The sequence below is a fragment of the Roseococcus sp. GW821-FHT12F05 genome (assembly GCF_058806835.1).
On sequence record NZ_JBXAQB010000014.1, the window covers coordinates 91,208 to 109,925 of the forward strand.

The window sequence follows — 18,718 nt, forward strand, 5'->3', positions numbered from 1 at the left end:
CTTACGCCGTAGGCTCACCCTGCACCGGGCTGGCGCCCATCGCCACCAGCATCGCGGTGATCTCCGCCGTCGCGGCCTCCACGTCCGGCAGCGAGATGCCCTTCGACACCAGCGCCACGCCGCCGCCCGGGAAGCCGGAAGCCCCGGTGTTCTGCCGGTAGAAGGGGTAGCTGCCGATATCCAGCGCCGGATAGCGCTTCTGGATCGCCTCCAGCCCTTCCGCGATGTTCCCCTCGAAGACCCCGATCGCGTGCACCGCGCGCGAGACCACCGGCACGCCGCCCTGCAGCGAGGGCGCCAGCGCCTCGAACATCGACTGCATGATGCGCGGCACACCCGCCATCACATGGACATTGCCCATGGTGAAGCCCGGCGCCGATGTCATCGCGCAGCGGATCGGCTCGGCGCCCAGCGGCAGCGTCGCCATGCGCAGGCGCGCCGCGTTCATCTCCACCGGCGGATCGCGGCGGGCGTAGTCGGCGGCCATCAGCGCGCGCGTCTCCTCGTGCACGACCCAGGGCACGCCGAAGGCCTTCGCGACGCATTCGCTGGTGATGTCGTCATGCGTGGGTCCGATGCCGCCCGTGGTGAAGACGTGGTCGTACTTCGTGCGGACCTCGTTCACCGTCGCGACGATCGTCTCCTCGACATCCGGGATGACGCGGACCTCGCGCATGGGGATGCCGATCTCGCCGAGCCTGGTCGCGAGGAATTGCAGGTTGGCGTCGCGCGTGCGGCCCGAGAGCACCTCGTTGCCGATGATGAGCAGGCAGGCGATGGGATTCATGGACGTCCTCGTTTCGGCGACGGGACGGAGCCTAGTCCGGGCGGACCTTCACAGGAAGTCGCGCAGCAGGGCGACCAGCGGGATATCGGCCGGCGGCATGGGATAGTCCGCAAGCTTCTCGGGCCGGACCCAGGCCAGCGCCTGGCCCTCCGCGGAGGCGACGCGCCCCTGCCACTTGCGGCAGATGTAGAGCGGCATGAGCAGATGAAACTTCGCGTAGGAATGGCTCGCGAAGAAGAGCGGCGAGAGGCAGGATTCCTTGATCTCGATGGAAAGTTCTTCCCGCAATTCGCGGATCAGCGCGGCCTCCGGCGTCTCGCCCTCGTCGAGCTTGCCGCCCGGGAATTCCCAGAGCCCGGCCATCGATTTTCCTTCCGGCCGCTGCGCCAGGAGGATGCGGCCGTCGCTGTCCACCAGCGCGCAGGCGACGACCAGCAGGATGGGCTTGGCCGCGGCCGGCTTCGGCGGCGCGGCGACACGCCTGAACATGACGACGGGCATGTTGCGGTTGCGCGACAGGAACTGCTGCACGCCCGGCCCATTCTCGACGAAGCCCAGATGCCGCAGCACGGATTGCGAAGCCAGGTTGTCCGTCAGCGCGCTGGCCTCGACCTCCTTGACGCCGAGGCTGTGCTCCGCCCAGTCCAGCAGCGCCGCGCCGGCCTCGCGCGCGAGGTGCTGCCCCCAGAATTTCCGTCCGATCCAGTAGCCGATCTCGGGCAGGGCGTTGCGCTTCAGCGTGAGGCCGATGCAGCCCACCAGCGCGCCCTCGCGCGTGATCGCGAGGTGATAGGCGTCGCCCGAATCGATCTGCTCGCCGGCCGAGGCGATCCAGTCCAGCGCCAGCTGCTCGCGATAGGGGAAGGGCACGCGCGCCAGATTGCCGGCGACCGAATAGTCGTTCACCAGCCGCGTGACGTCGGCCGCATCCCCGGGCACCAGGCGGCGCAGCACCAGCCGCGCCGTGACGATGGGGAGTTCAGCTGCGGTAGGATCCATTGATGTCGATGTAGCCATGCGTGAGGTCACAGGTCCAGACGCGCGCCTTCCCGCGGCCGAGCCCGATATCGACCGTGATCTCCACCTCGCGCCCCTTCATGTGGGCAACGACGGGGGCTTCGTCGTAGCCCGGGATCACCCCGCCCTCGCGCGCCATCCAGGTACCGCCCACGGCCACCGACAGCTTGTCGCGATCGGCCGGCTCGCCCGCCTTGCCGACAGCCATGACGATGCGGCCCCAGTTGGCGTCCTCGCCGGCGATCGCCGTCTTCACCAGCGGCGAGTTCGCGATGGCCATGGCGATCCGGTGCGCCGACTTGGCGCTGACCGCGCCCGTCACGTCGATGGTGACCAGCTTCTGGGCCCCCTCGCCGTCCCGGGCCACCATCAGCGCCAGCTCATGGAGAACCTCGTCCAGCGCGCGGGCGAAGTCGCGCAGCATCGGGCCGCCCTCGGCCGGCACGCGCGGGTGCTTGGCCTGGCCGGTCGCGAAGAGCAGCACCGTGTCGGAGGTGGAGGTGTCGCTGTCGACCGTGACGCAGTTGAAGCTCTTGGCCGAACCCTTCGACAGCAGCTTCTGAAGCGCCGCGGCGGGGATCTTCGCGTCGGTGGCGATGAAGGAGAGCATCGTCGCCATGTCCGGGGCGATCATGCCGCTGCCCTTGGCAATGCCGCAGATGGTCACCGTCGCCTCGCCGATCTTCGCGGTGCGCGTGGCGCCCTTGGCAAAGGTGTCGGTCGTCATGATGGCCTTGGCGGCGCCCTGCCAGGCATCGGCCTCCAGCTTGCCCACGGCGCCCGGCAGCGCCGCCAGCAGCACGTCGGTCGGCAGCCGCTCGCCGATCACGCCGGTCGAGGCGATGAAGACCTCCTTCGGCTTGCAGCCCACCAGCTTCGCCGTCTCGGCGGCCGTGCGCTCGCAGGTCTCGCGTCCCGCGCGGCCGGTGAAGACGTTGCTATTGCCGGCATTCACCACCAGCGCCCGCGCCTTGCCGCCCTTGAGCGCCGCGCGGCACCAGTCCACCGGCGCGCCGGGGCACTTGTTCTGGGTGAAGACGCCCGCGACCGTCGTGCCGGCCGCGAAGCGGAAGACCGTCATGTCCTCGCGCGACTTGTAGCGGATGCCGGCGGCCACGCTCGCGCATTCGGCGCCGGCGATCGGCGGCATCTCCGGCAGCGGGAGGGCCAGGGGGGAAACGGCGATGTCCATGGTCGAGTCTCTCTCAGCCCTTCAGCTTGGCGATCCAGGCGCCGAAGGCGGTCATCAGCTTCGCCACCGCATCATGCGTCGGCTTGTCGGTGAGCTGACCCTCGGCGTCGAACTTGTCCTGCGCGCGCATCACATAGACCTCGGGCGACGGCATGGTCAGCGCCCCGCAGGCCTGCAGCGACTGGCGGAGCTGGAGCTGCGCGCGGGCGGTCCCCATCATGCTCAGCGAGGCGCCCATCATGGCGACCGGCCGGCCCACGAAGGGCGTCTTCGGCTCGCCATGCGAGCGCGAGAGCCAGTCGAAGGCGTTCTTCAGCGGCCCCGCCATGCCGTAATTGTATTCCGGGCAGCCGAAGAGGATCCCGTCCGCCGCCTTGCCCTTGAGGCGCAGTTCGGCCACGGCCTCGGGCATGCCCTCCTTCTCCAGATCCTCGCTGAAGACCGGGATGCCCTCGATGCCGACGATCTCGACCTCCATGCCGGCCGGCGCGACACCGGCGGCGGCCTTCAGGAGGCTGCGGTTGTAGCTGCCCTTCCGCAGGCTGCCGCAGATCGCGAGGACCTTCATCTCCGGGGCTGCGTCCGGCCCGGCGGCGTGGCCGGCGGCGGCGGCTCGGCCTGGACGGCCGGGGCCGGCGCCGCAGGGGCGGCCGGCGGGTCCACCCGCTCGATCCGCGCGCCCGAGCGGATGCGCTGGACGGCGGCCTGCACCTCCTCCTCGATCATGGTCTGGCGCAGCGTGTCGCGGCTGTCCTCGAAGCTCGGCCCGCGCGAGGAGCGGCGCTCCTCCACCTTGATCACGTGCCAGCCGAACTGGGTCCGCACCGGGTTGGGGCTGACCTGGCCGGGCTGCAAGCCGAAGGCGGCATTGGCGAATTCCGGCACCATGTCGCCCCGGCGGAAGAAGCCGAGGTCGCCGCCGTTGCGGGCGGCCGGGTCGGTCGAGCGGCGGCGGGCCACCTCCTCGAAGCTCGCGCCGCGCTGGATCTCGGTGAGGATGGCGCGGGCGTCGGCCTCGTTCGGCACCAGGATGTGGCGGGCGCGCACCTCCTCCTCGGCCGGGCGGTTGGCGGCGTCGCGCTCGTAGCGGGCGCGGAGGGTCTCGTCGGTCACCCGGGGCAGCACCTCGCGGCGGAGCATCTGGTCGCGCAGCTCGGCGTCCTCGGCGAGGCGCAGCCGGCGGCGGACCTCCGGATCCCGGTCGAGGCCCGCGGCCCGGGCGGCCTGGACCATGACGCGGTCGGTGATGGCGCGGTCCACAAGCTGCTCGAAGACCTGGGGCGGCAGCATGGAGCGCAGCAGGTGCGGGGGCACCTGGCGCAGCTCGGGCGGCATGGCCTCGGCGGCGGCGGCGATCACCTCGTCGAGCCGGATCTCCTCGCCGTTCACCCGGGCGAGGACCGGATTGGCGTCCTCCGGCGCGGGGGTGGCCGCGGCGGCCGGGGGGGCGGCCGGCGCGGGCGCGGTGGGGGCGGGCGCCACGGTCTGGGCCATCAAGGGAGCACTCGCGCCGAAGGCGACGGATGCGAGCAGGAGGGCGGCGAGGGGGGTGCGGATCATAGGTCGGGGGTCCATTCGTTGGGCGGACAATGGCGGATGCCCATGCGCCCCACAACCCGCGGCCCCGGGAGGGGTTACAGGCGGCAATTCCATGACACGTTGACCAGGGGGCATGCCGCGCCTACCTGTCACCCGCCCCCTATCCGCGCGCCCCGCGTGCGGCGCCCGGAGAGTCCCTAAACCCATGTTCGCCCGTCTTGCCCGTGCCATCTTCGGTTCCGCGAACCAGCGTTCGCTGAAGCGGTACGAGGCGCGTATCCCTGCCATCACCGCCTTCGAGCCCAAGCTCGCCGCCCTGTCCGACGAGGAGCTCAAGGGCAAGACCGTCGAGTTCCGCGCTCGCCTTGCCGCCGGCGAGGAGCTGGACGACCTTCTCGAGGAGGCCTTCGCCACCGTCCGCGAGGCCGCCAAGCGCGTCATGGGCATGCGCCATTTCGACGTGCAGATGATCGGCGGCATGGTGCTGAACGACGGCAAGATCGCCGAGATGAAGACCGGCGAGGGCAAGACCCTGGTCGCCACCCTGCCCGTCTACTTGAATGCCCTGCCCGGCAAGGGCGTCCACGTCGTCACCGTCAACGACTACCTGGCCAGCCGCGACAGCGAGTGGATGGGCCAGGTCTACGGCTTCCTCGGCCTGACCACGGGCGTCATCGTCCAGGGCCTCAGCGACGACCAGCGCCGCGAGGCCTATGCCTGCGACATCACCTACGGCACCAACAACGAGTACGGCTTCGACTACCTGCGCGACAACATGAAGTACCGGCTGGACGAGATGGTCCAGCGGCCCTTCTTCTACGCCATCGTCGACGAGGTGGACTCCATCCTGGTGGATGAGGCGCGCACGCCGCTCATCATCTCCGGCCCGACCGACGACACATCGGACCTCTACCGCCGCGTCGACACCGTGATGGTCGATTTCGTCACCGATCCCGAGCGCTTCGACAAGGATGAGAAGCAGCGCACCGTCTCGATGACCGAGAAGGGCGGCGAAGACATCGAGCGCCTGCTGACCGAGGCCGGCGTGCTGGTCGAGGGCAACCTCTACGACAGCCACAACGTCTCGATCGTCCACCACGTGAACCAGTCGCTGCGGGCGCATGTGCTGTTCAAGCGCGACGTGGAATACGTGGTCCGCAACGACAAGATCGTCATCATCGACGAGTTCACGGGCCGCATGATGGAGGGCCGCCGCTACTCCGACGGGCTGCACCAGGCGCTGGAGGCCAAGGAGCACGTCACCGTCCAGCCCGAGAACCAGACGCTCGCCAGCATCACCTTCCAGAACTATTTCCGGCTTTACCCCAAGCTCTCGGGCATGACCGGCACGGCCGCCACCGAGGCGGATGAATTCGCGGAAATCTACAAGCTGGAGGTGGTCGAGATTCCGACCAACGTCCCCGTCGCGCGCCTCGACGAGGATGACGAGGTCTACCGCTCCGCGATGGAGAAGTACGAGGCCGTCATCAAGCTCATCGGCGAGTGCAAGGAGCGCAACCAGCCCTGCCTCGTCGGCACCACGAGCATCGAGAAGTCGGAGCTCATCTCCACCCTGCTGAAGCAGCGCGGCATCTCGCACCAGGTGCTGAACGCCCGCTACCACGAGCAGGAAGCCGGCATCGTCGCCCAGGCCGGCCGCCCGGGCGCCGTCACCATCGCCACCAACATGGCCGGCCGCGGCACCGACATCCAGCTCGGCGGCAATGCCGACATGCTCGCCCGCGCCGAGGTGCCCGAGGGCCATGGCGAGGACTACCAGGAGGTGCTGGCCCGCCATAAGCGCGAGGTCGAGCTCGCGCGTCCCATCGTGAAGGCGGCTGGCGGCCTCTTCGTCATCGGCACCGAGCGGCACGAGTCCCGCCGCATCGACAACCAGCTGCGCGGCCGCTCCGGCCGCCAGGGCGACCCCGGCGGCAGCCGCTTCTTCCTCTCCCTCGAAGACGACCTGATGCGCATCTTCGGCTCCGAGCGCATGGGCGGGATGCTGACCAAGCTCGGCCTCAAGGAAGGCGAGGCCATCATCCACCCCTGGATCAACAAGGCGCTGGAGAAGGCCCAGAAGAAGGTCGAGGCGCGCAACTTCGACACGCGCAAGAACCTGCTGAAGTACGACGACGTGATGAACGACCAGCGGCGCGAGGTCTATGCGCAGCGCCGCGCCTTCATGGAGACGGACGACCTCTCCGAGACCATCCAGGAGATGCGGCAGGAGACCATCGACGGGATGGTCGACAAGGCCATCCCCGAGAACGCCTATCCCGAGCAGTGGGACCTCACGGGGCTGGAGAAGCGCGTCCAGGACGTGCTGGGCCTGGACCTGCCGGTCGTCGCCTGGGGCCGCGAGGAGGGGATCGACGAGACCCAGATCCGCGAGCGCATCATGGCCGCCGCCGACCAGGCCGCCGCCTCCAAGGCCGCCAATCTCGGCCCCGACTTCATGCGGATGGTCGAGAAGTCCCTGTTGCTGCAGATCTTCGACCAGGTCTGGAAGGAGCACCTGCTCCAGCTCGACCACCTGCGCCAGGGCATCGGCCTGCGCGCCTATGGCCAGCGCGACCCGCTGAACGAGTACAAGCGTGAGGCCTTCGCGCTGTTCAACAACATGCTGGAGGACCTGCGCGAGCGCACGACCTCCCTGCTGCTGCGTCTCGAGCTCCAGCCCAACGCGCCGCTGCCGGAGCCCGAGCCCATCCGCGTCACCGACATGCGGCACGCCTCGCTGCCGGCCGAGGACTACGCGATGGAGCCGCTCAACTCGGATTACGGCGCGGCGGCGCAAGGGAGCGACACGCGACTCCTGGCCGCCGAGGTCGATCCGAACGACCCCGCGACCTGGTCCGCCACGCCGCGCAACGCGCCCTGCCCCTGCGGCTCGGGCAAGAAGTACAAGCACTGCCACGGGCGCGGCTGAGCCGGGCCCAATTGTCTGCCAATGAATACATTGTTCCTGAAGCTATTCCCTGCTTTGTTGCCCAGATGACATCCGGCGGCAACGAAACAGGGCCTCGGGAAGCACGGCGCGCCAAAGGGTCGGGCAGTGCCGTGCCCCTCATCGCCTTGGAGTTGCCACCGTGCCGGATTACGTTCGGATGACACGGGAGGAACCATCCCCATGAGCGCGATCACGCGCCGCTCCGCCCTGGCGCTCGCCGCCGGCGCGCTTGCCACGCCCGCCCTGGCGCAGGGCGCCTGGAATCCGACGCGTCCCATCACCCTGGTGGTCGGCTTCCCGCAGGGCGGCCGCACCGATGTCGCCTGCCGCATGCTGGTCCCCGGCCTGCAGGCTGCGCTCGGCGTGCCCATCGAGATCGACAACCGCGGCGGCGACGCCGGCAACCTCGGCACCGAGGCGGTGATGTCGGCCCGGCACGACGGCTACACCCTTCTCTTCGGCAGCGTCGGGCCGATGGCGATCAACCCCCACACGGTCGAGGGCATGACGCTCGATCCGCGCGAGCTGGTGCCGGTCGGGCTGGTCGGGAAGTCCTCGCTCCTGCTCTGCGCGCATCCGTCGCTGGGGCTGCACGACCTCGCGGGCCTCCGCGGCTGGATCGCCGGGCGGCAGGGCCACCCCGTCTCCTACGCCTCCCCCGGCAAGGGCAGCCTGCCGCATCTCGCCATGGAGCTGCTGCGCGAGCGGCTGGGCGGGCCGCCGATGACGCACGTGCCCTGCCGCGGCTCGGCGGCGGCGCTGCAGGAGCTCCTGGCCGGGCGCACCAAGCTGATCTTCGACACCGCCTCCGCCGCCACGCCGGCGCTGCGCGGGCGGACGCTCGACGGGCTGATGGTGACCGGCCCCAACCGCTGCCCGGCCATGCCGCAGGTCGCGACGGCGCAGGAGCAGGGGCTGCCGAACTTCGCCTTCACGGCCTGGATCGGCCTCTTCGCGCCGCGCAAGACGCCGGCCCCGGTGGTGGCGCGCCTCAATGCCGCGCTGAACACGGCGATGGCCGATGCCGGGCTGCGCGGCCGGGTGACCAGCCGCGGCGACGAGCCCGGCGGCGGCACGCCGGACGAGATGGCCCGCATCATGGCCGCCGACTACGACCGCTGGGGCGAGCTGGTGCGCGCCAACAACATCCGGGCGGATGCCTGACCGCATGCTGACGCTGTACTACTCGCCCGGCTCGAGCTCCATGGCCGCGCATATCGCGCTGCACGAGGTGGGGGCGGAGTTCACGACCATCCCGCTCTCCCTCGACCGCAAGGAGACGCAGACGCCGGAGTTCCTGGCGATCAACCCGGCCGGCAAGGTCCCGACCCTGCTGGTCGACGGGCGCCCCCTCACCGAGGTCGCAGGCGTCCTCTTCTACCTCGCGCGCCGCTTCCCCGAGGCGAAGCTGCTGCCCGAGGACATCGAGGCGCAGGCCCAGGTGGTGTCCTGGATGTCCTTCTGCGCCTCCACCATCCACCCGGCCCGGCGCCAGGGCGTGGAGCATGCGGTGAGCGTCTATCGCATCGTCGAGCGGAAGCTGGCGGGCCGCGAGTGGTGCGTGGGCCCGTATTCCGTCGCCGACATCCACCTCTTCCGTCTCTACTGGCGCTTCCGGGGCTCGCTGGAGCAGCCGCCCGGCGCCTTCCCGGCGCTCGATGCGCTCTATGCCCGCATGATGGCGCGCGATGCCGTGCGGAAGACCATCGAGGCCGAGAAGAAGGCGGGCTACGAGCTGCCGGCCTGATCCGGCCGGCCCATCAGCCCGCGAGGCAACACTTCTTCGCTTTCTTGGCGCTGCCGCAAGGGCATGGGTCGTTGCGACCGACGTGCCGCCAGGGATTCACCGCCGGAACGTTCAGCGGGAGCGGCTGGCCCGTCCGGGGTTTCTCCTCCTCCGGTTCCGCGTCGGTCCATTGCATGGCTTCGAGCACGTCGTCGATCAGGCCGAGGCTATTGCTCCTGAAGCGCTCGATGTCGTCGGGCCGCTGCTCCGCGGCGGCGAGATCCGCCTCGAAATGCTCACGCTCCATCAGGCGCCACGGGAGCCGGTCCCAGGCGCCGTGGACCAGCGGCGCCAGGTCGCGCAGGCCGAGCAGGCCAATCGCCGTGGTCCAGCCGCCCCAGACCATGTCGCCGTCGGGCGCCGGCCGTTCGTCGTGGAAGCGCAGAAGAAATTCCCTCATTCGGTCGCGTGGGATGCCGCCCTCCCAGGTCAGGAAGGTGGCGGCCCCCAGCAGGCTATTGCGGACGAACTCGCCGACCGAGGGATCGGCGACGATCTGGAACACCGCCTCGGCATCGCCGTCGAACACCCCCGCGACGATGCGCGCCATGTCCACGGTGATGGCGTCGCCCAGCAGCCGGTCCAGCTCGTCGTCGGGGAGGCGGAGGAGGCGCAGCAGCGGGCCGCAGGCCCGGGTGTAGCGGGCGGCGCCCAGGATATACACGCCGCGGAAGAGCAGCTGCTCTTCTTCCTCGGACAGGACCTCCCCGCCGGCCGCCCGCTCGAGGACCGCCAGCAGTGAGGGGCCGCTCTCCTCGATCCCGAGGGTGCAGAGCCCGATCGCGAGGTCCGGCAGCCGAGGCGCGGTCGCCACCGCCCGCAGATGCTCCTCGATGGACACCCCGTCGAGGCCGAGGTCGCTCAGCGAGATGCGCTGCTTGCTGGACATGCCGTATCCCTTTCACGCCCTCCGGGAGGAGGCGCCAGTCTAGACCGTTCCCGTCGTCCCCCGCATCTCCCGCACCAGCTTGCGGCCGATGGCATCGGCGAAGTCGGCATAGTCTGCGCAGTCCATGGCGAAGGCGCCGGGGCCGCCGATCACTTCCTGGCGGTAGTGCTCCAGCAGGTCCGGCTCCTCGTTCAGCACCGCGAGCCCGTTGATCGTGGCCCCACCCGCGACCCCGACGTCGCGGATCGGTCCCGGCGGCCGGCCGCGGTTGCTGGCGCCGTCGCCCGAGACATCCACCACCAGCCGCGTCGCCCCGGCCTGGCATTGCGCCAGCAGCCGGAGCGCGGCGACCAGCCCCTCGCCCAACGCAGTGGCCCCGGGACGCGGCAGGCGTGGCGCCGCTTCCAGTGCCTCGGCGATGACGGCGCCGTCCGCCGCGCCGGCGATGCGCTGCCAGGGCAGCGCCACCTCCTGCCCGTCGGACCAGAAGAGGGCGGCCACCGCCACGGCGCCGCGCGGGCCGCCCGTGGCCGCGGCGATCACGTCGGGATCGAGGAAAGCGCGGCCGAGGCCGTTCACCATCAGGGCGAACTCGTCGTAGTCGACGCTCGCCGAGACGTCGATCGCCAGCACCAGGGCCACATCCACATCTTCCATGTGGCGAAGCTCGCGTCCTGTGGCAGGCTTTCCAAGCCCCCTCGCAGGATTCGATTCCCCCATGCGGCGACGCCACCTGATCGCATTGCCCATCCCCCTCGCGGCGCCGGCCCTTGCCCAGCCCGCCTGGCCTGCGCGCGGACCGGTCCGCGTGATCGTGCCCTTCACGCCGGGCGGCGCGACCGACGGCATGGCGCGCGTCACGGCGGCCAAGCTCCAGGAGAAGCTCGGCCAGATCTTCGTGGTGGAGAACCGGCCCGGCGCCAACGGCGCGGTGGGCGGGCAGGCGGTCGCCCAGGCGGCGCCGGACGGCTACACGCTCTGCTCCTCGGCCTCGATCCAGGTCATGGCGCGGCTGGTCATGCGCAATCCGGGCTACGATCCGATCACCGACCTGCTGCCGGTCGTCCGCACCGGCCAGGGGCCGCTGCTGCTCATCATGAACAAGGCGCGGCCGGAGAACACGCTCGCCGAGGTGCTCGCCGCCTGCCGCCGCGACCCGCGCGACTGGCCCTTCGCCGTGTCCTCGCTGGGCTCGGCGGGACACCTCGCCACCATCGAGTTCGTGCGCCAGGCCGGCGCAGACATCGTGGTGGTGCCCTATCGCGGGACGGCGCCCGCCATGACCGACGTGGTGGCCGGCAACGCCCGGCTGATGTTCGACCCCATCCTGTCGACGCTTCCGCAATACCGCAGCAGCAGCGTGAAGGTGCTGGCGATCACCGCCGCCCACCGCTCCCAGGCCGCGCCCGACATCCCGACGGCGGCCGAGGGTGGCATGCCCGGCCTCGACATCCAGAGCTGGTGGGGCCTCTGGGCCCCGCGCGGCACGCCGGCCGAGATCGCGACGCGGATCGGCGAGGTGCTGCGCACCGGCATGTTCGAGCCCGACGTGCAGGCGCGGGTGGCGAGCCTCGGCATCGAGCCCCTGGCGGAGGTGGGCGCGGATTTCGCCGGCTTCATCCAGCGCGACTTCGCCCGCTCGCAGGAGTTGCTGCGAATCGCGAACTTCCAGCCGGAATAGCGAAAATTCATCCCGGCTGATCCAGCGCAGCATCCCGCACGGCGTTGATATGGCAATCCCATGACAACGGGAGTCGAGACCATGCAGGAACGCAACATGGCGGACATGGTCCGCCACCAGGATCCCCTCACATTGCCGCCGGGCGCGACCGTCCAGGACGCCTGCGTCGCGATGTACCAGCGCCGCGTGGGCGCGGTGCTGATCGTCGACCACGGCGATCTCGTCGGCATCTTCACGGGGCGGGACGCGGTGCATGCACTGGCCGTGGGGCTGGACCCGCATCGGACGCTGCTCGGCCAGGCGATGACGGCCAAGCCCTGCTGCCTGAGCGCGGATTGCCAGGCGATCGAGGCGCTGCGCCTGATGAACGATGGCGGCTTCCGGCACCTGCCGGTGGTGCAGGAGGGGAAGCTCCTGGGTATCGTGTCGCGCTACGATTTCCGGGCCCAGGAGCATGGCCGGCTCAACGAGGAGACCGGCTTCTTCGAGACGATGCGATAGCGCCGCCCGGCACTACAGCGCCGGCAGCGGCTCGCCGATCTTCTGGTTCAGCTTGAGCCGCGCCGGCGTGCTCCAGCTCCGGTCGTATTGCGGCGGAATGGCCAGCGCCTCCGTCCGGCCCAGCGCCACGGCGGCGTTGAGCGTCCAGTAGGGATCGCGCAGGAAGGCGCGGGCGAGCAGGATCAGGTCCGCCTTGCCCTCATTGAGGATCGCCTGCGCCTGCGCCGGCTCGGTGATGAGGCCGACCGCCATGACCGGGACGTCCGCACCCTTCTTCACGGCCTCGGCGCCCGGCACCTGGTAGCCCGGACCCATCGGGATCTTCTGGCCTGCATCCAGGCCACCGGAGCTGACGTCCACGATGTCGACGCCCAGCCCCTTCAGCAGCTTCGCGAGGCCGATGCTCTCCTCGGTGTTCCAGCCGCCCTCGACCCAGTCGGTGTGCGAGATGCGGATGGAGAGGGCGAGATCGTCCGGGATGGCGGCGCGGACGGCCTTCACCACCTCGCGCGCCAGCTTCGTGCGGCCCTCGAAATCGCCGCCCCAGCCGTCGTTGCGCTGGTTGGAGATGGGCGAGAGGAACTGGTGGATCAGGTAGCCATGCGCGCCATGGATCTCGATCAGCTTGTAGCCCGCCGTCACCGAGCGCCTGGCCGCCGCGGCGAAGGCGGCGATGACCTCCGCGATCTCGGCCTCGCTCAGCGCCTTGGGCGTGAGGAAGTCGCCGAAGGCAGCGGCGCTGGGGCCGACGATCGGCCAGCCATGCTCGGCCGGCGCGGGGGTGTCCCAGGGACGCGAGCGGCTGGCCTTGCGGCCCGCATGAGCGATCTGAACGGCCGGCACCGAGCCCACCGCGGCGATCGCCGCGGCGAGACGCGCATGCGGCGCGGTGTGCGCATCGCTCCAGATGCCGACGTCGCTCGGGGTGATGCGCCCCTCGGGCAGCACGGCCGAGGCCTCGACCATCGTCATGCCGGCGCCGCCCACTGCCCGCGAGACGAGGTGCGCCATGTGCCAGTCGGTCGGCAGCCCGTCCTCGGCGCAGGAGTACATGCACATGGGCGAGACGCCGATGCGGTTGCGGAGCGTGACCCCGCGCAGGATGAGCGGGCTGAACAGATCGGTCATGAGCGGGACTCCGGGGACCAGGGGGATGTGCGGCCGAGGCGGTTTTCCATGATGACCAGAGCCGGGGGATGATCGGCCAGGGGCGCCAGCCGCCCGGCCCCGTCCGTCTGCCAGCGCGAAAGCGTCACGCTGTCGGACACATTGCCACCCACGGCCTCGACCACCCCGGCTCCCACCTCGACCACGATGTCACAATGCATGGGGCGGAACTGGCCGCGTTCAAGCGCACGCTCCGACCAGGCGGCGAGCGGACGGCGCGAGCGGTCGCGGCAGACGAGGTCGCCGGCTTGGGGCGCATAGGCTGACGGATCGCGCGGGAGGAAGGGCGCGAGGTTCGGCCAGGCGGCGGCCAGCGTGTCGAGATGGTCGAGATAGCGGGAATGCGCGGCGTCGGGTGCGAATTCCGGCGTGTCCACCCCGGCGGAGGCCATGACCCAGGAGATGAAGGCCGCCGACCAGAAGGGCGAGGCCCAGAGGGCGGGAGACGTCGCCTCGCCGCGGAGGGCGGCGATATAGCGGCCGCGGTTGGCGGGGATGGCGCCCTCGGCGTTCGGGACGATGCGCCAGTAGGCCAGGACCCGCGGAAAATTCTCGGGCGCGCTTTCGGGGCGTGGGGTGCCGGGATTGTCGCAGGGGGCAAGGCTGGGCGCCGGCATTCCGGTGACGGCGCAGCCCCAGTCGCGCCACTCGTTCAGCGCCAGGCGGATCATGCGTTCGCGGGCCGCCGGCGGATAGCTCAGCGGCGGCGGGATGGTCGCGACCCGGGGCTGGACGGCGCAGCCGGCCAGCAACAGGAGCAAGGGCAGGAGGCGCAACACGTCAGCCTGTCTGCCAAAGGCTGTCATCGGCGGCAAGACGGTCTATTTGTACGGTCATGGGCACGAATTCCGAAGCCGAGGGCGGCCGTCTCTTCTTCCGCAGCGAGACTTTTGCGAGTGACGCCGCGCGACATCGCCGCCCGCCGACAGGGGAGACGGTGACGGAGGCCGCGCGCGAGATCCCCGTGCATGCGACCTGCGACGTGCTCGTGGTCGGTGGTGGCCCCGCCGGCGTGGCGGCGACGGTGGCCGCGGGACGCCAGGGCGCGCGCACCATCCTGCTGGAGCGGAACAACCATCTGGGCGGGCTCTCTACCGGCGGGCTGGTGGTCTGGATCGACCGGATGACCGACTGGTCCGGCAGAAAAGTCATCCGCGGCTTCGCCGAGGAATTTTTGGCACGCCTTCCCCGCGAGGCCGTGGCCGGCCCGCCGCCCGCCGCCTGGGGCAGCCGTGACGCCGCGACGGCCGCGTGGTGGCAGCTTCGCACCGCCGCCTTCCACGGCGTGGTGACGCATTCCCCCACCTGCGACCCTGAAGTGATGAAGCTCACGGCCATGGAGATGGTGCTGGAATCCGGCGCCGAGATCCTCTTCCACGCCTGGGGCGCGGAACCCCTCATGGAGGGTGGCGCCGTGTGCGGCGCGCTCTTCGAGTCCAAGCAGGGCCGCCGCGCCATCCGCGCCACCTGCGTCGTGGATGCGACGGGCGACGGTGATCTCTTCGCCCGCGCGGGCGCCGCCTACGACGCCGACATCGACGAGGCCGACATCCACCACTGCATGAACACGAGCTGGCTCTTCGGCGGCGTGAACATGCCGCGCTACCAGCGCTGGCGTGCCGAGGAGCCCGAAGCCTTCGGCGCCTTCATGCAGCGCGGCCGCGAGCGGTTCCGCTACTTCGAGCGCGCCTTCGCCTCCTGGCGCGACGACGTGGCGCTGTTCCTCGGCCCCCGTCTCTCCGGCTACTCGGCGGTGGACGTGGACGACCTCACCGCCGTCGAGATCCAGAGCCACCGGCTGATGGCGCAGCACCTGGAGCACTACCGCGCCGAGGCGCCCGGCTTCCAGAACGCCTGGATGATGCTCTCCGCCCCGCAGATCGGCATCCGCCACTCACGCCGCCTGCGCGGGATGGGCAGCGTGCTCCGCTCCGACTGGGATGGGCGGGTGTGCGCCGACGAGATCGGCGTCTCCCCCAGCCTCGCGCCGAAATTCCCGAACGTCTCCGTGCCCTATGGCGCGCTGGTGCCGGAGAAGCTGGACGGGCTGCTTGCCCCCGGGCGCCATCTGAGCTGCGACCCCAACAGCCACTCCTTCCTGCGCGAGATCCCGCAGTGCTGGCTCACCGGCCAGGCCGCCGGCGTGGCGGCGGCGATCGCCGCGAACCGAGGCGTCGCACCGCGCGCGGTGCCGATCGCCGAGCTCCAGGCGGGGCTGCGGCAGGGTGGCGTCCATCTCTCCGACCGGAGCTCGGCGCGGGACGCGGCCTGATCACGCCGCGCTGAGGCGCATTTCCGGCAGCGGCGGGCGGTAGGCCGAAGGGCCGCTACCGTCGCGAATGATGTAGCCGCGGCCCCAGACCGTGCCGATCACGTTCGCCGCGCCCGCGACCTGCAGCTTCTTCCGCAGCTTGCAGACGAAGACGTCGATGATCTTGCTGTCCGGCTCGTCCATGCCGCCATAGAGGTGGTCCAGAAAATTCTCCTTCGACAGCACCGTGCCGCGGCGCATCAGCAGCAGCTCGAGGATGGCGTACTCCTTGCCGGTGAGGTGCACCGTCCGGCCCTGTACGGCCACCTCCTTGGCGCCGAGATCCAGTGAGAGGGCGCCGAGCTGGATGCGCGGCTGGGAGAAGCCCTTGGAGCGGCGGATCATCGCCTGGAGGCGGGCGACCAGCTCATCGGGCTCGAAGGGCTTGGACAGGTAGTCATCGGCGCCGACGGAGAGGCCGCGGATCTTGGCCTGGGTACGGGAGACCGCGGAAAGCATGAGCACCGGCGCCTCGACGCGCGAGGCGCGGAGCTTGGAGACCACCTCATAGCCCTCCATGTCCGGCAGCATGAGGTCCACGACCGCGGCGTCATAGTCGTAGAGGCGGGCCAGCTCCAGCGCCTCGGCGCCGCAATCCGCGACATCCACCACCATCCGGTGCTGCTGCAGCTGGAACGCGATGCCGCGCGCGGCGGAACGATCGTCTTCGACCAGGAGGATACGCATCGGGGGGTTTCTCCAGCACACGTTTTGCGTGTGGAGAGATACCACCCATGCGTGTGCTCGCCAAGCGGTTTTCAGGCTTTGTTGTGTATTTAAAAAAATTACCGACATTAAAACAGACTTAACGGCGTGTTTTGCGCGAAAACTGGCGGCCGAGGGGTCAGGATTCAGCCAATCTTTGGGTTCGTGGCGGAAAACGGCACAGACAGCCAAAACGCCTCAATTTATGAGATTCATGCGCAAGATCCGAGACGGGACCCACCAACGAAAAAGGGCGCGCCCTGCACGGGCGCGCCCTCGTTCCTGAGTCCGGCCGGCCGAAGCCGGTCCGGAAGCTCCTACTCCTCGCCGGCCATCTCGCGGCGGCGGCGGATGGCCGCACCGAGGATGTCGCCCAGCGACGCGCCGGAGTCGGCCGTGCCGTACTCCTTCACGGCCTCGCGCTCCTCCTCGATCTCCTTGCCCTTCACGGTCAGGGAGAGGCGGCGGGCGGCGCGGTCCACGGCGGTGATCTTCGCATCGACCTTCTCGCCGATGGCGAACTTGTCGGGGCGCTGATCCTGGCGGTCACGCGCCAGCTCCGCACGGCGGATGAAGCCGGTCAGCACGTCGTTGACCTTCACCTCGATCCCATTGGTCTCGATCTTGGTGACGGTGCAGGTGACGATGTCGCCCTTCTTCACGTTGTCCAGCACCTCGGCGGCCGGATCGGCCTCGAGCTGCTTGATGCCCAGCGAGATGCGCTCCTTCTCGACGTCGACGTCGAGAACCTTCGCCTTCACCACGTCGCCCTTCTTGTAGTTGGCGATGGCGGTCTCGCCCGGCAGGTCCCAGCTGAGGTCGGAGAGATGGACCATGCCATCCACATCCGGACCGACGCCGATGAACAGGCCGAACTCGGTGATGTTGCGGATCTCGCCCTCGATCTCGCTGCCCAGCGGGTGATCCTGCAGGAACACTTCCCAAGGATTGCCCTGGGCCTGCTTGAGGCCCAGCGAGATGCGGCGCTTCGGCTCGTCCACGTCGAGGATCAGCACGTCCACCTGCTCGGAGGTCGCGACGATCTTGCCGGGGTGGACGTTCTTCTTCGTCCAGGACATCTCGCTGACGTGCACGAGGCCCTCGACGCCCGGCTCCAGCTCCACGAAGGCGCCGTAGTCGGTGATGTTGGTCACGCGGCCCGAGAACTTGGCATTGACCGGGTACTTGATGGCCACGCCGTCCCAGGGATCGGACATCAGCTGCTTCATGCCGAGGCTGATGCGCTGCGTGTCGCTGTTGAAGCGGATGACCTGCACCTTCACCTGCTGGCCGATGGTCAGGGCCTCGCTCGGGTGGTTGATGCGGCGCCAGGCGATGTCGGTGACGTGCAGCAGGCCGTCCACGCCGCCCAGATCCACGAAGGCGCCGTAGTCGGTGATGTTCTTCACCACGCCGTCGAGCACCATGCCTTCCTTCAAGCCCTGGACGAGCTCGGCGCGCTGCTCGGCGCGAGTCTCTTCGAGAACGGCGCGGCGGCTGACGACGATGTTGCCGCGGGCGCGGTCCATCTTGAGGATCTGGAAGGGCTGCGACTGGCCCATCAGCGGACCGACGTCGCGCACGGGGCGGATGTCGACCTGCGAGCCCGGCAGGAAGGCCACGGCGCCGCCGAGGTCGACGGTGAAGCCGCCCTTGACCCGGCCGAACAGCACGCCGTTCACGCGCTGGTTGGCGGCGAAGGCCTTCTCGAGATTGGTCCAGGCCTCCTCGCGCCGCGCCTTCTCGCGCGAGAGCACGATGGAGCCGTCACGGTCCTCGTAGCGCTCCACGAAGAGGTCGACGACGTCGCCCGGCTTGATCTCGGGCTTCATGCCCGCGGGGGCGAATTCCTTGAGGGGGACGCGGCCTTCGCTCTTGAGGCCCACGTCCACGACGGCGAAGTCATCATCGATGCGGATGATCTTGCCGGACACGACGGAGCCGGCGAAGCCGGTGTTGGCGCCCAGCATCTCGTCGAGAAGCGTGGCGAAGTCTTCGGAGCCGCCGCGCGTGGCGGGGCTGGTGGCAGATGCCATGTGGCGATGTTGTCCTGAGTCGAGCGCGGGGCAGAGGCCCCGCAGTCCGGGTCTTGCGCCACCTCCCGGCGTCCGGGCGGTCACGGCTTGCGGAAAGATCCGCCGAGGAGCTGGCGCGCGTGACGGTCCGCACCGATCCGGCCACATTCAAGTG

The 18,718-nt window shown here is 69.9% G+C and carries 17 protein-coding genes; 6 read left to right on the forward strand and 11 right to left on the reverse strand.

The window, feature by feature from the left end; genetic code table 11:
• Window position 1: 1 nt before the first annotated feature.
• The 5 genes from AC1ROY_RS26180 to AC1ROY_RS26200 are packed head-to-tail and all read right to left on the reverse strand — an operon-like array spanning window position 2 to window position 4,556.
• Window positions 2–787 (reverse strand): competence/damage-inducible protein A, encoded by a 786-nt coding sequence (locus tag AC1ROY_RS26180; RefSeq protein WP_493151859.1) that lies wholly within the window; start codon window positions 785–787, stop codon window positions 2–4.
• Window positions 788–835: 48 nt separating this feature from the next.
• The gene (locus AC1ROY_RS26185; RefSeq protein ID WP_493151860.1) at window positions 836–1,786 is read right to left on the reverse strand and encodes a bifunctional GNAT family N-acetyltransferase/(deoxy)nucleoside triphosphate pyrophosphohydrolase; all 951 of its coding nucleotides are present in this window, start codon (window positions 1,784–1,786) and stop codon (window positions 836–838) included.
• Window positions 1,767–2,996, reverse strand: coding sequence for a bifunctional glutamate N-acetyltransferase/amino-acid acetyltransferase ArgJ (gene argJ / locus AC1ROY_RS26190; RefSeq protein ID WP_493151861.1), 1,230 nt, complete (start codon window positions 2,994–2,996; stop codon window positions 1,767–1,769). The genes AC1ROY_RS26185 and argJ overlap by 20 nt, the downstream gene beginning before the upstream one ends.
• 13 nt (window positions 2,997–3,009) lie before the next feature.
• Window positions 3,010–3,564, reverse strand: coding sequence for an NADPH-dependent FMN reductase (locus AC1ROY_RS26195; protein ID WP_493151862.1), 555 nt, complete (start codon window positions 3,562–3,564; stop codon window positions 3,010–3,012).
• A complete protein-coding gene (locus AC1ROY_RS26200) occupies window positions 3,561–4,556 on the reverse strand; it encodes a peptidylprolyl isomerase (RefSeq protein WP_493151863.1) in 996 nt (331 codons plus the stop codon). The genes AC1ROY_RS26195 and AC1ROY_RS26200 overlap by 4 nt, the downstream gene beginning before the upstream one ends.
• Window positions 4,557–4,740: 184 nt before the next feature.
• On the opposite strand from AC1ROY_RS26200, the gene secA reads away from it, so the two are divergent.
• The 3 genes from secA (at window position 4,741) to AC1ROY_RS26215 (ending at window position 9,235) form a co-directional block, all read left to right on the forward strand.
• On the forward strand, window positions 4,741–7,467 hold the full coding sequence (secA, locus tag AC1ROY_RS26205) for a preprotein translocase subunit SecA (RefSeq protein WP_493151864.1): 2,727 nt from the start codon (window positions 4,741–4,743) through the stop codon (window positions 7,465–7,467).
• Between the two features lie 201 nt (window positions 7,468–7,668).
• Window positions 7,669–8,652: a Bug family tripartite tricarboxylate transporter substrate binding protein gene (locus AC1ROY_RS26210; protein ID WP_493151865.1), complete on the forward strand. Its 984-nt coding sequence runs from the start codon at window positions 7,669–7,671 to the stop codon at window positions 8,650–8,652.
• A gap of 4 nt (window positions 8,653–8,656) precedes the next feature.
• A complete protein-coding gene (locus tag AC1ROY_RS26215) occupies window positions 8,657–9,235 on the forward strand; it encodes a glutathione S-transferase family protein (RefSeq protein ID WP_493151866.1) in 579 nt (192 codons plus the stop codon).
• 13 nt (window positions 9,236–9,248) lie between these two features.
• Here AC1ROY_RS26215 and AC1ROY_RS26220 read toward each other — a convergent pair whose 3' ends face one another.
• Both AC1ROY_RS26220 and AC1ROY_RS26225 read right to left on the reverse strand, forming a co-directional pair.
• Window positions 9,249–10,163: a DUF1186 domain-containing protein gene (locus AC1ROY_RS26220; RefSeq protein ID WP_493151867.1), complete on the reverse strand. Its 915-nt coding sequence runs from the start codon at window positions 10,161–10,163 to the stop codon at window positions 9,249–9,251.
• A 39-nt stretch (window positions 10,164–10,202) separates the two neighbouring features.
• Window positions 10,203–10,820, reverse strand: coding sequence for a DUF1194 domain-containing protein (locus AC1ROY_RS26225; RefSeq protein WP_493151868.1), 618 nt, complete (start codon window positions 10,818–10,820; stop codon window positions 10,203–10,205).
• Window positions 10,821–10,881: 61 nt separating this feature from the next.
• On the opposite strand from AC1ROY_RS26225, the gene AC1ROY_RS26230 reads away from it, so the two are divergent.
• Together AC1ROY_RS26230 and AC1ROY_RS26235 are read left to right on the forward strand one after the other, a co-directional pair.
• Window positions 10,882–11,844: a Bug family tripartite tricarboxylate transporter substrate binding protein gene (locus tag AC1ROY_RS26230; protein WP_493151869.1), complete on the forward strand. Its 963-nt coding sequence runs from the start codon at window positions 10,882–10,884 to the stop codon at window positions 11,842–11,844.
• A gap of 81 nt (window positions 11,845–11,925) precedes the next feature.
• Window positions 11,926–12,345, forward strand: coding sequence for a CBS domain-containing protein (locus tag AC1ROY_RS26235; protein ID WP_493151870.1), 420 nt, complete (start codon window positions 11,926–11,928; stop codon window positions 12,343–12,345).
• A gap of 12 nt (window positions 12,346–12,357) precedes the next feature.
• Here AC1ROY_RS26235 and AC1ROY_RS26240 read toward each other — a convergent pair whose 3' ends face one another.
• Window positions 12,358–13,473 (reverse strand): NADH:flavin oxidoreductase/NADH oxidase, encoded by a 1,116-nt coding sequence (locus AC1ROY_RS26240; protein ID WP_493151871.1) that lies wholly within the window; start codon window positions 13,471–13,473, stop codon window positions 12,358–12,360.
• Window positions 13,470–14,291 carry a DUF2272 domain-containing protein gene (locus AC1ROY_RS26245; protein ID WP_493151872.1) on the reverse strand — a complete coding sequence of 274 codons (822 nt, stop codon included), beginning with the start codon at window positions 14,289–14,291 and terminating at the stop codon, window positions 13,470–13,472. Before AC1ROY_RS26245 ends, AC1ROY_RS26240 begins: the two co-directional genes overlap by 4 nt.
• Before the next feature lie 56 nt (window positions 14,292–14,347).
• Here AC1ROY_RS26245 and AC1ROY_RS26250 point away from each other — a divergent pair, with 56 nt between their 5' ends.
• On the forward strand, window positions 14,348–15,784 hold the full coding sequence (locus AC1ROY_RS26250; RefSeq protein ID WP_493151873.1) for an FAD-dependent oxidoreductase: 1,437 nt from the start codon (window positions 14,348–14,350) through the stop codon (window positions 15,782–15,784).
• Here AC1ROY_RS26250 and AC1ROY_RS26255 read toward each other — a convergent pair whose 3' ends face one another.
• On the reverse strand, window positions 15,785–16,510 hold the full coding sequence (locus tag AC1ROY_RS26255; RefSeq protein WP_493151874.1) for a response regulator transcription factor: 726 nt from the start codon (window positions 16,508–16,510) through the stop codon (window positions 15,785–15,787).
• A gap of 335 nt (window positions 16,511–16,845) precedes the next feature.
• Window positions 16,846–18,564 carry a 30S ribosomal protein S1 gene (gene rpsA, locus AC1ROY_RS26260; RefSeq protein WP_493151875.1) on the reverse strand — a complete coding sequence of 573 codons (1,719 nt, stop codon included), beginning with the start codon at window positions 18,562–18,564 and terminating at the stop codon, window positions 16,846–16,848.
• Between the last annotated feature and the right edge of the window lie 154 nt (window positions 18,565–18,718).

Excerpts from the sequence above, each read along its gene's own strand:
- AC1ROY_RS26180 (WP_493151859.1), bottom strand. The coding sequence starts at position 787 with ATGAATCCCATCGCCTGCCTGCTCATCATCGGCAACGAGGTGCTCTCG.
- AC1ROY_RS26185 (WP_493151860.1), bottom strand. The coding sequence starts at position 1,786 with ATGGATCCTACCGCAGCTGAACTCCCCATCGTCACGGCGCGGCTGGTG.
- argJ (WP_493151861.1), bottom strand. The coding sequence starts at position 2,996 with ATGGACATCGCCGTTTCCCCCCTGGCCCTCCCGCTGCCGGAGATGCCG.
- AC1ROY_RS26195 (WP_493151862.1), bottom strand. The coding sequence starts at position 3,564 with ATGAAGGTCCTCGCGATCTGCGGCAGCCTGCGGAAGGGCAGCTACAAC.
- AC1ROY_RS26200 (WP_493151863.1), bottom strand. The coding sequence starts at position 4,556 with ATGATCCGCACCCCCCTCGCCGCCCTCCTGCTCGCATCCGTCGCCTTC.
- secA (WP_493151864.1), top strand. The coding sequence starts at position 4,741 with ATGTTCGCCCGTCTTGCCCGTGCCATCTTCGGTTCCGCGAACCAGCGT.
- AC1ROY_RS26210 (WP_493151865.1), top strand. The coding sequence starts at position 7,669 with ATGAGCGCGATCACGCGCCGCTCCGCCCTGGCGCTCGCCGCCGGCGCG.
- AC1ROY_RS26215 (WP_493151866.1), top strand. The coding sequence starts at position 8,657 with ATGCTGACGCTGTACTACTCGCCCGGCTCGAGCTCCATGGCCGCGCAT.
- AC1ROY_RS26220 (WP_493151867.1), bottom strand. The coding sequence starts at position 10,163 with ATGTCCAGCAAGCAGCGCATCTCGCTGAGCGACCTCGGCCTCGACGGG.
- AC1ROY_RS26225 (WP_493151868.1), bottom strand. The coding sequence starts at position 10,820 with ATGGAAGATGTGGATGTGGCCCTGGTGCTGGCGATCGACGTCTCGGCG.
- AC1ROY_RS26230 (WP_493151869.1), top strand. The coding sequence starts at position 10,882 with ATGCGGCGACGCCACCTGATCGCATTGCCCATCCCCCTCGCGGCGCCG.
- AC1ROY_RS26235 (WP_493151870.1), top strand. The coding sequence starts at position 11,926 with ATGCAGGAACGCAACATGGCGGACATGGTCCGCCACCAGGATCCCCTC.
- AC1ROY_RS26240 (WP_493151871.1), bottom strand. The coding sequence starts at position 13,473 with ATGACCGATCTGTTCAGCCCGCTCATCCTGCGCGGGGTCACGCTCCGC.
- AC1ROY_RS26250 (WP_493151873.1), top strand. The coding sequence starts at position 14,348 with ATGGGCACGAATTCCGAAGCCGAGGGCGGCCGTCTCTTCTTCCGCAGC.
- AC1ROY_RS26255 (WP_493151874.1), bottom strand. The coding sequence starts at position 16,510 with ATGCGTATCCTCCTGGTCGAAGACGATCGTTCCGCCGCGCGCGGCATC.
- rpsA (WP_493151875.1), bottom strand. The coding sequence starts at position 18,564 with ATGGCATCTGCCACCAGCCCCGCCACGCGCGGCGGCTCCGAAGACTTC.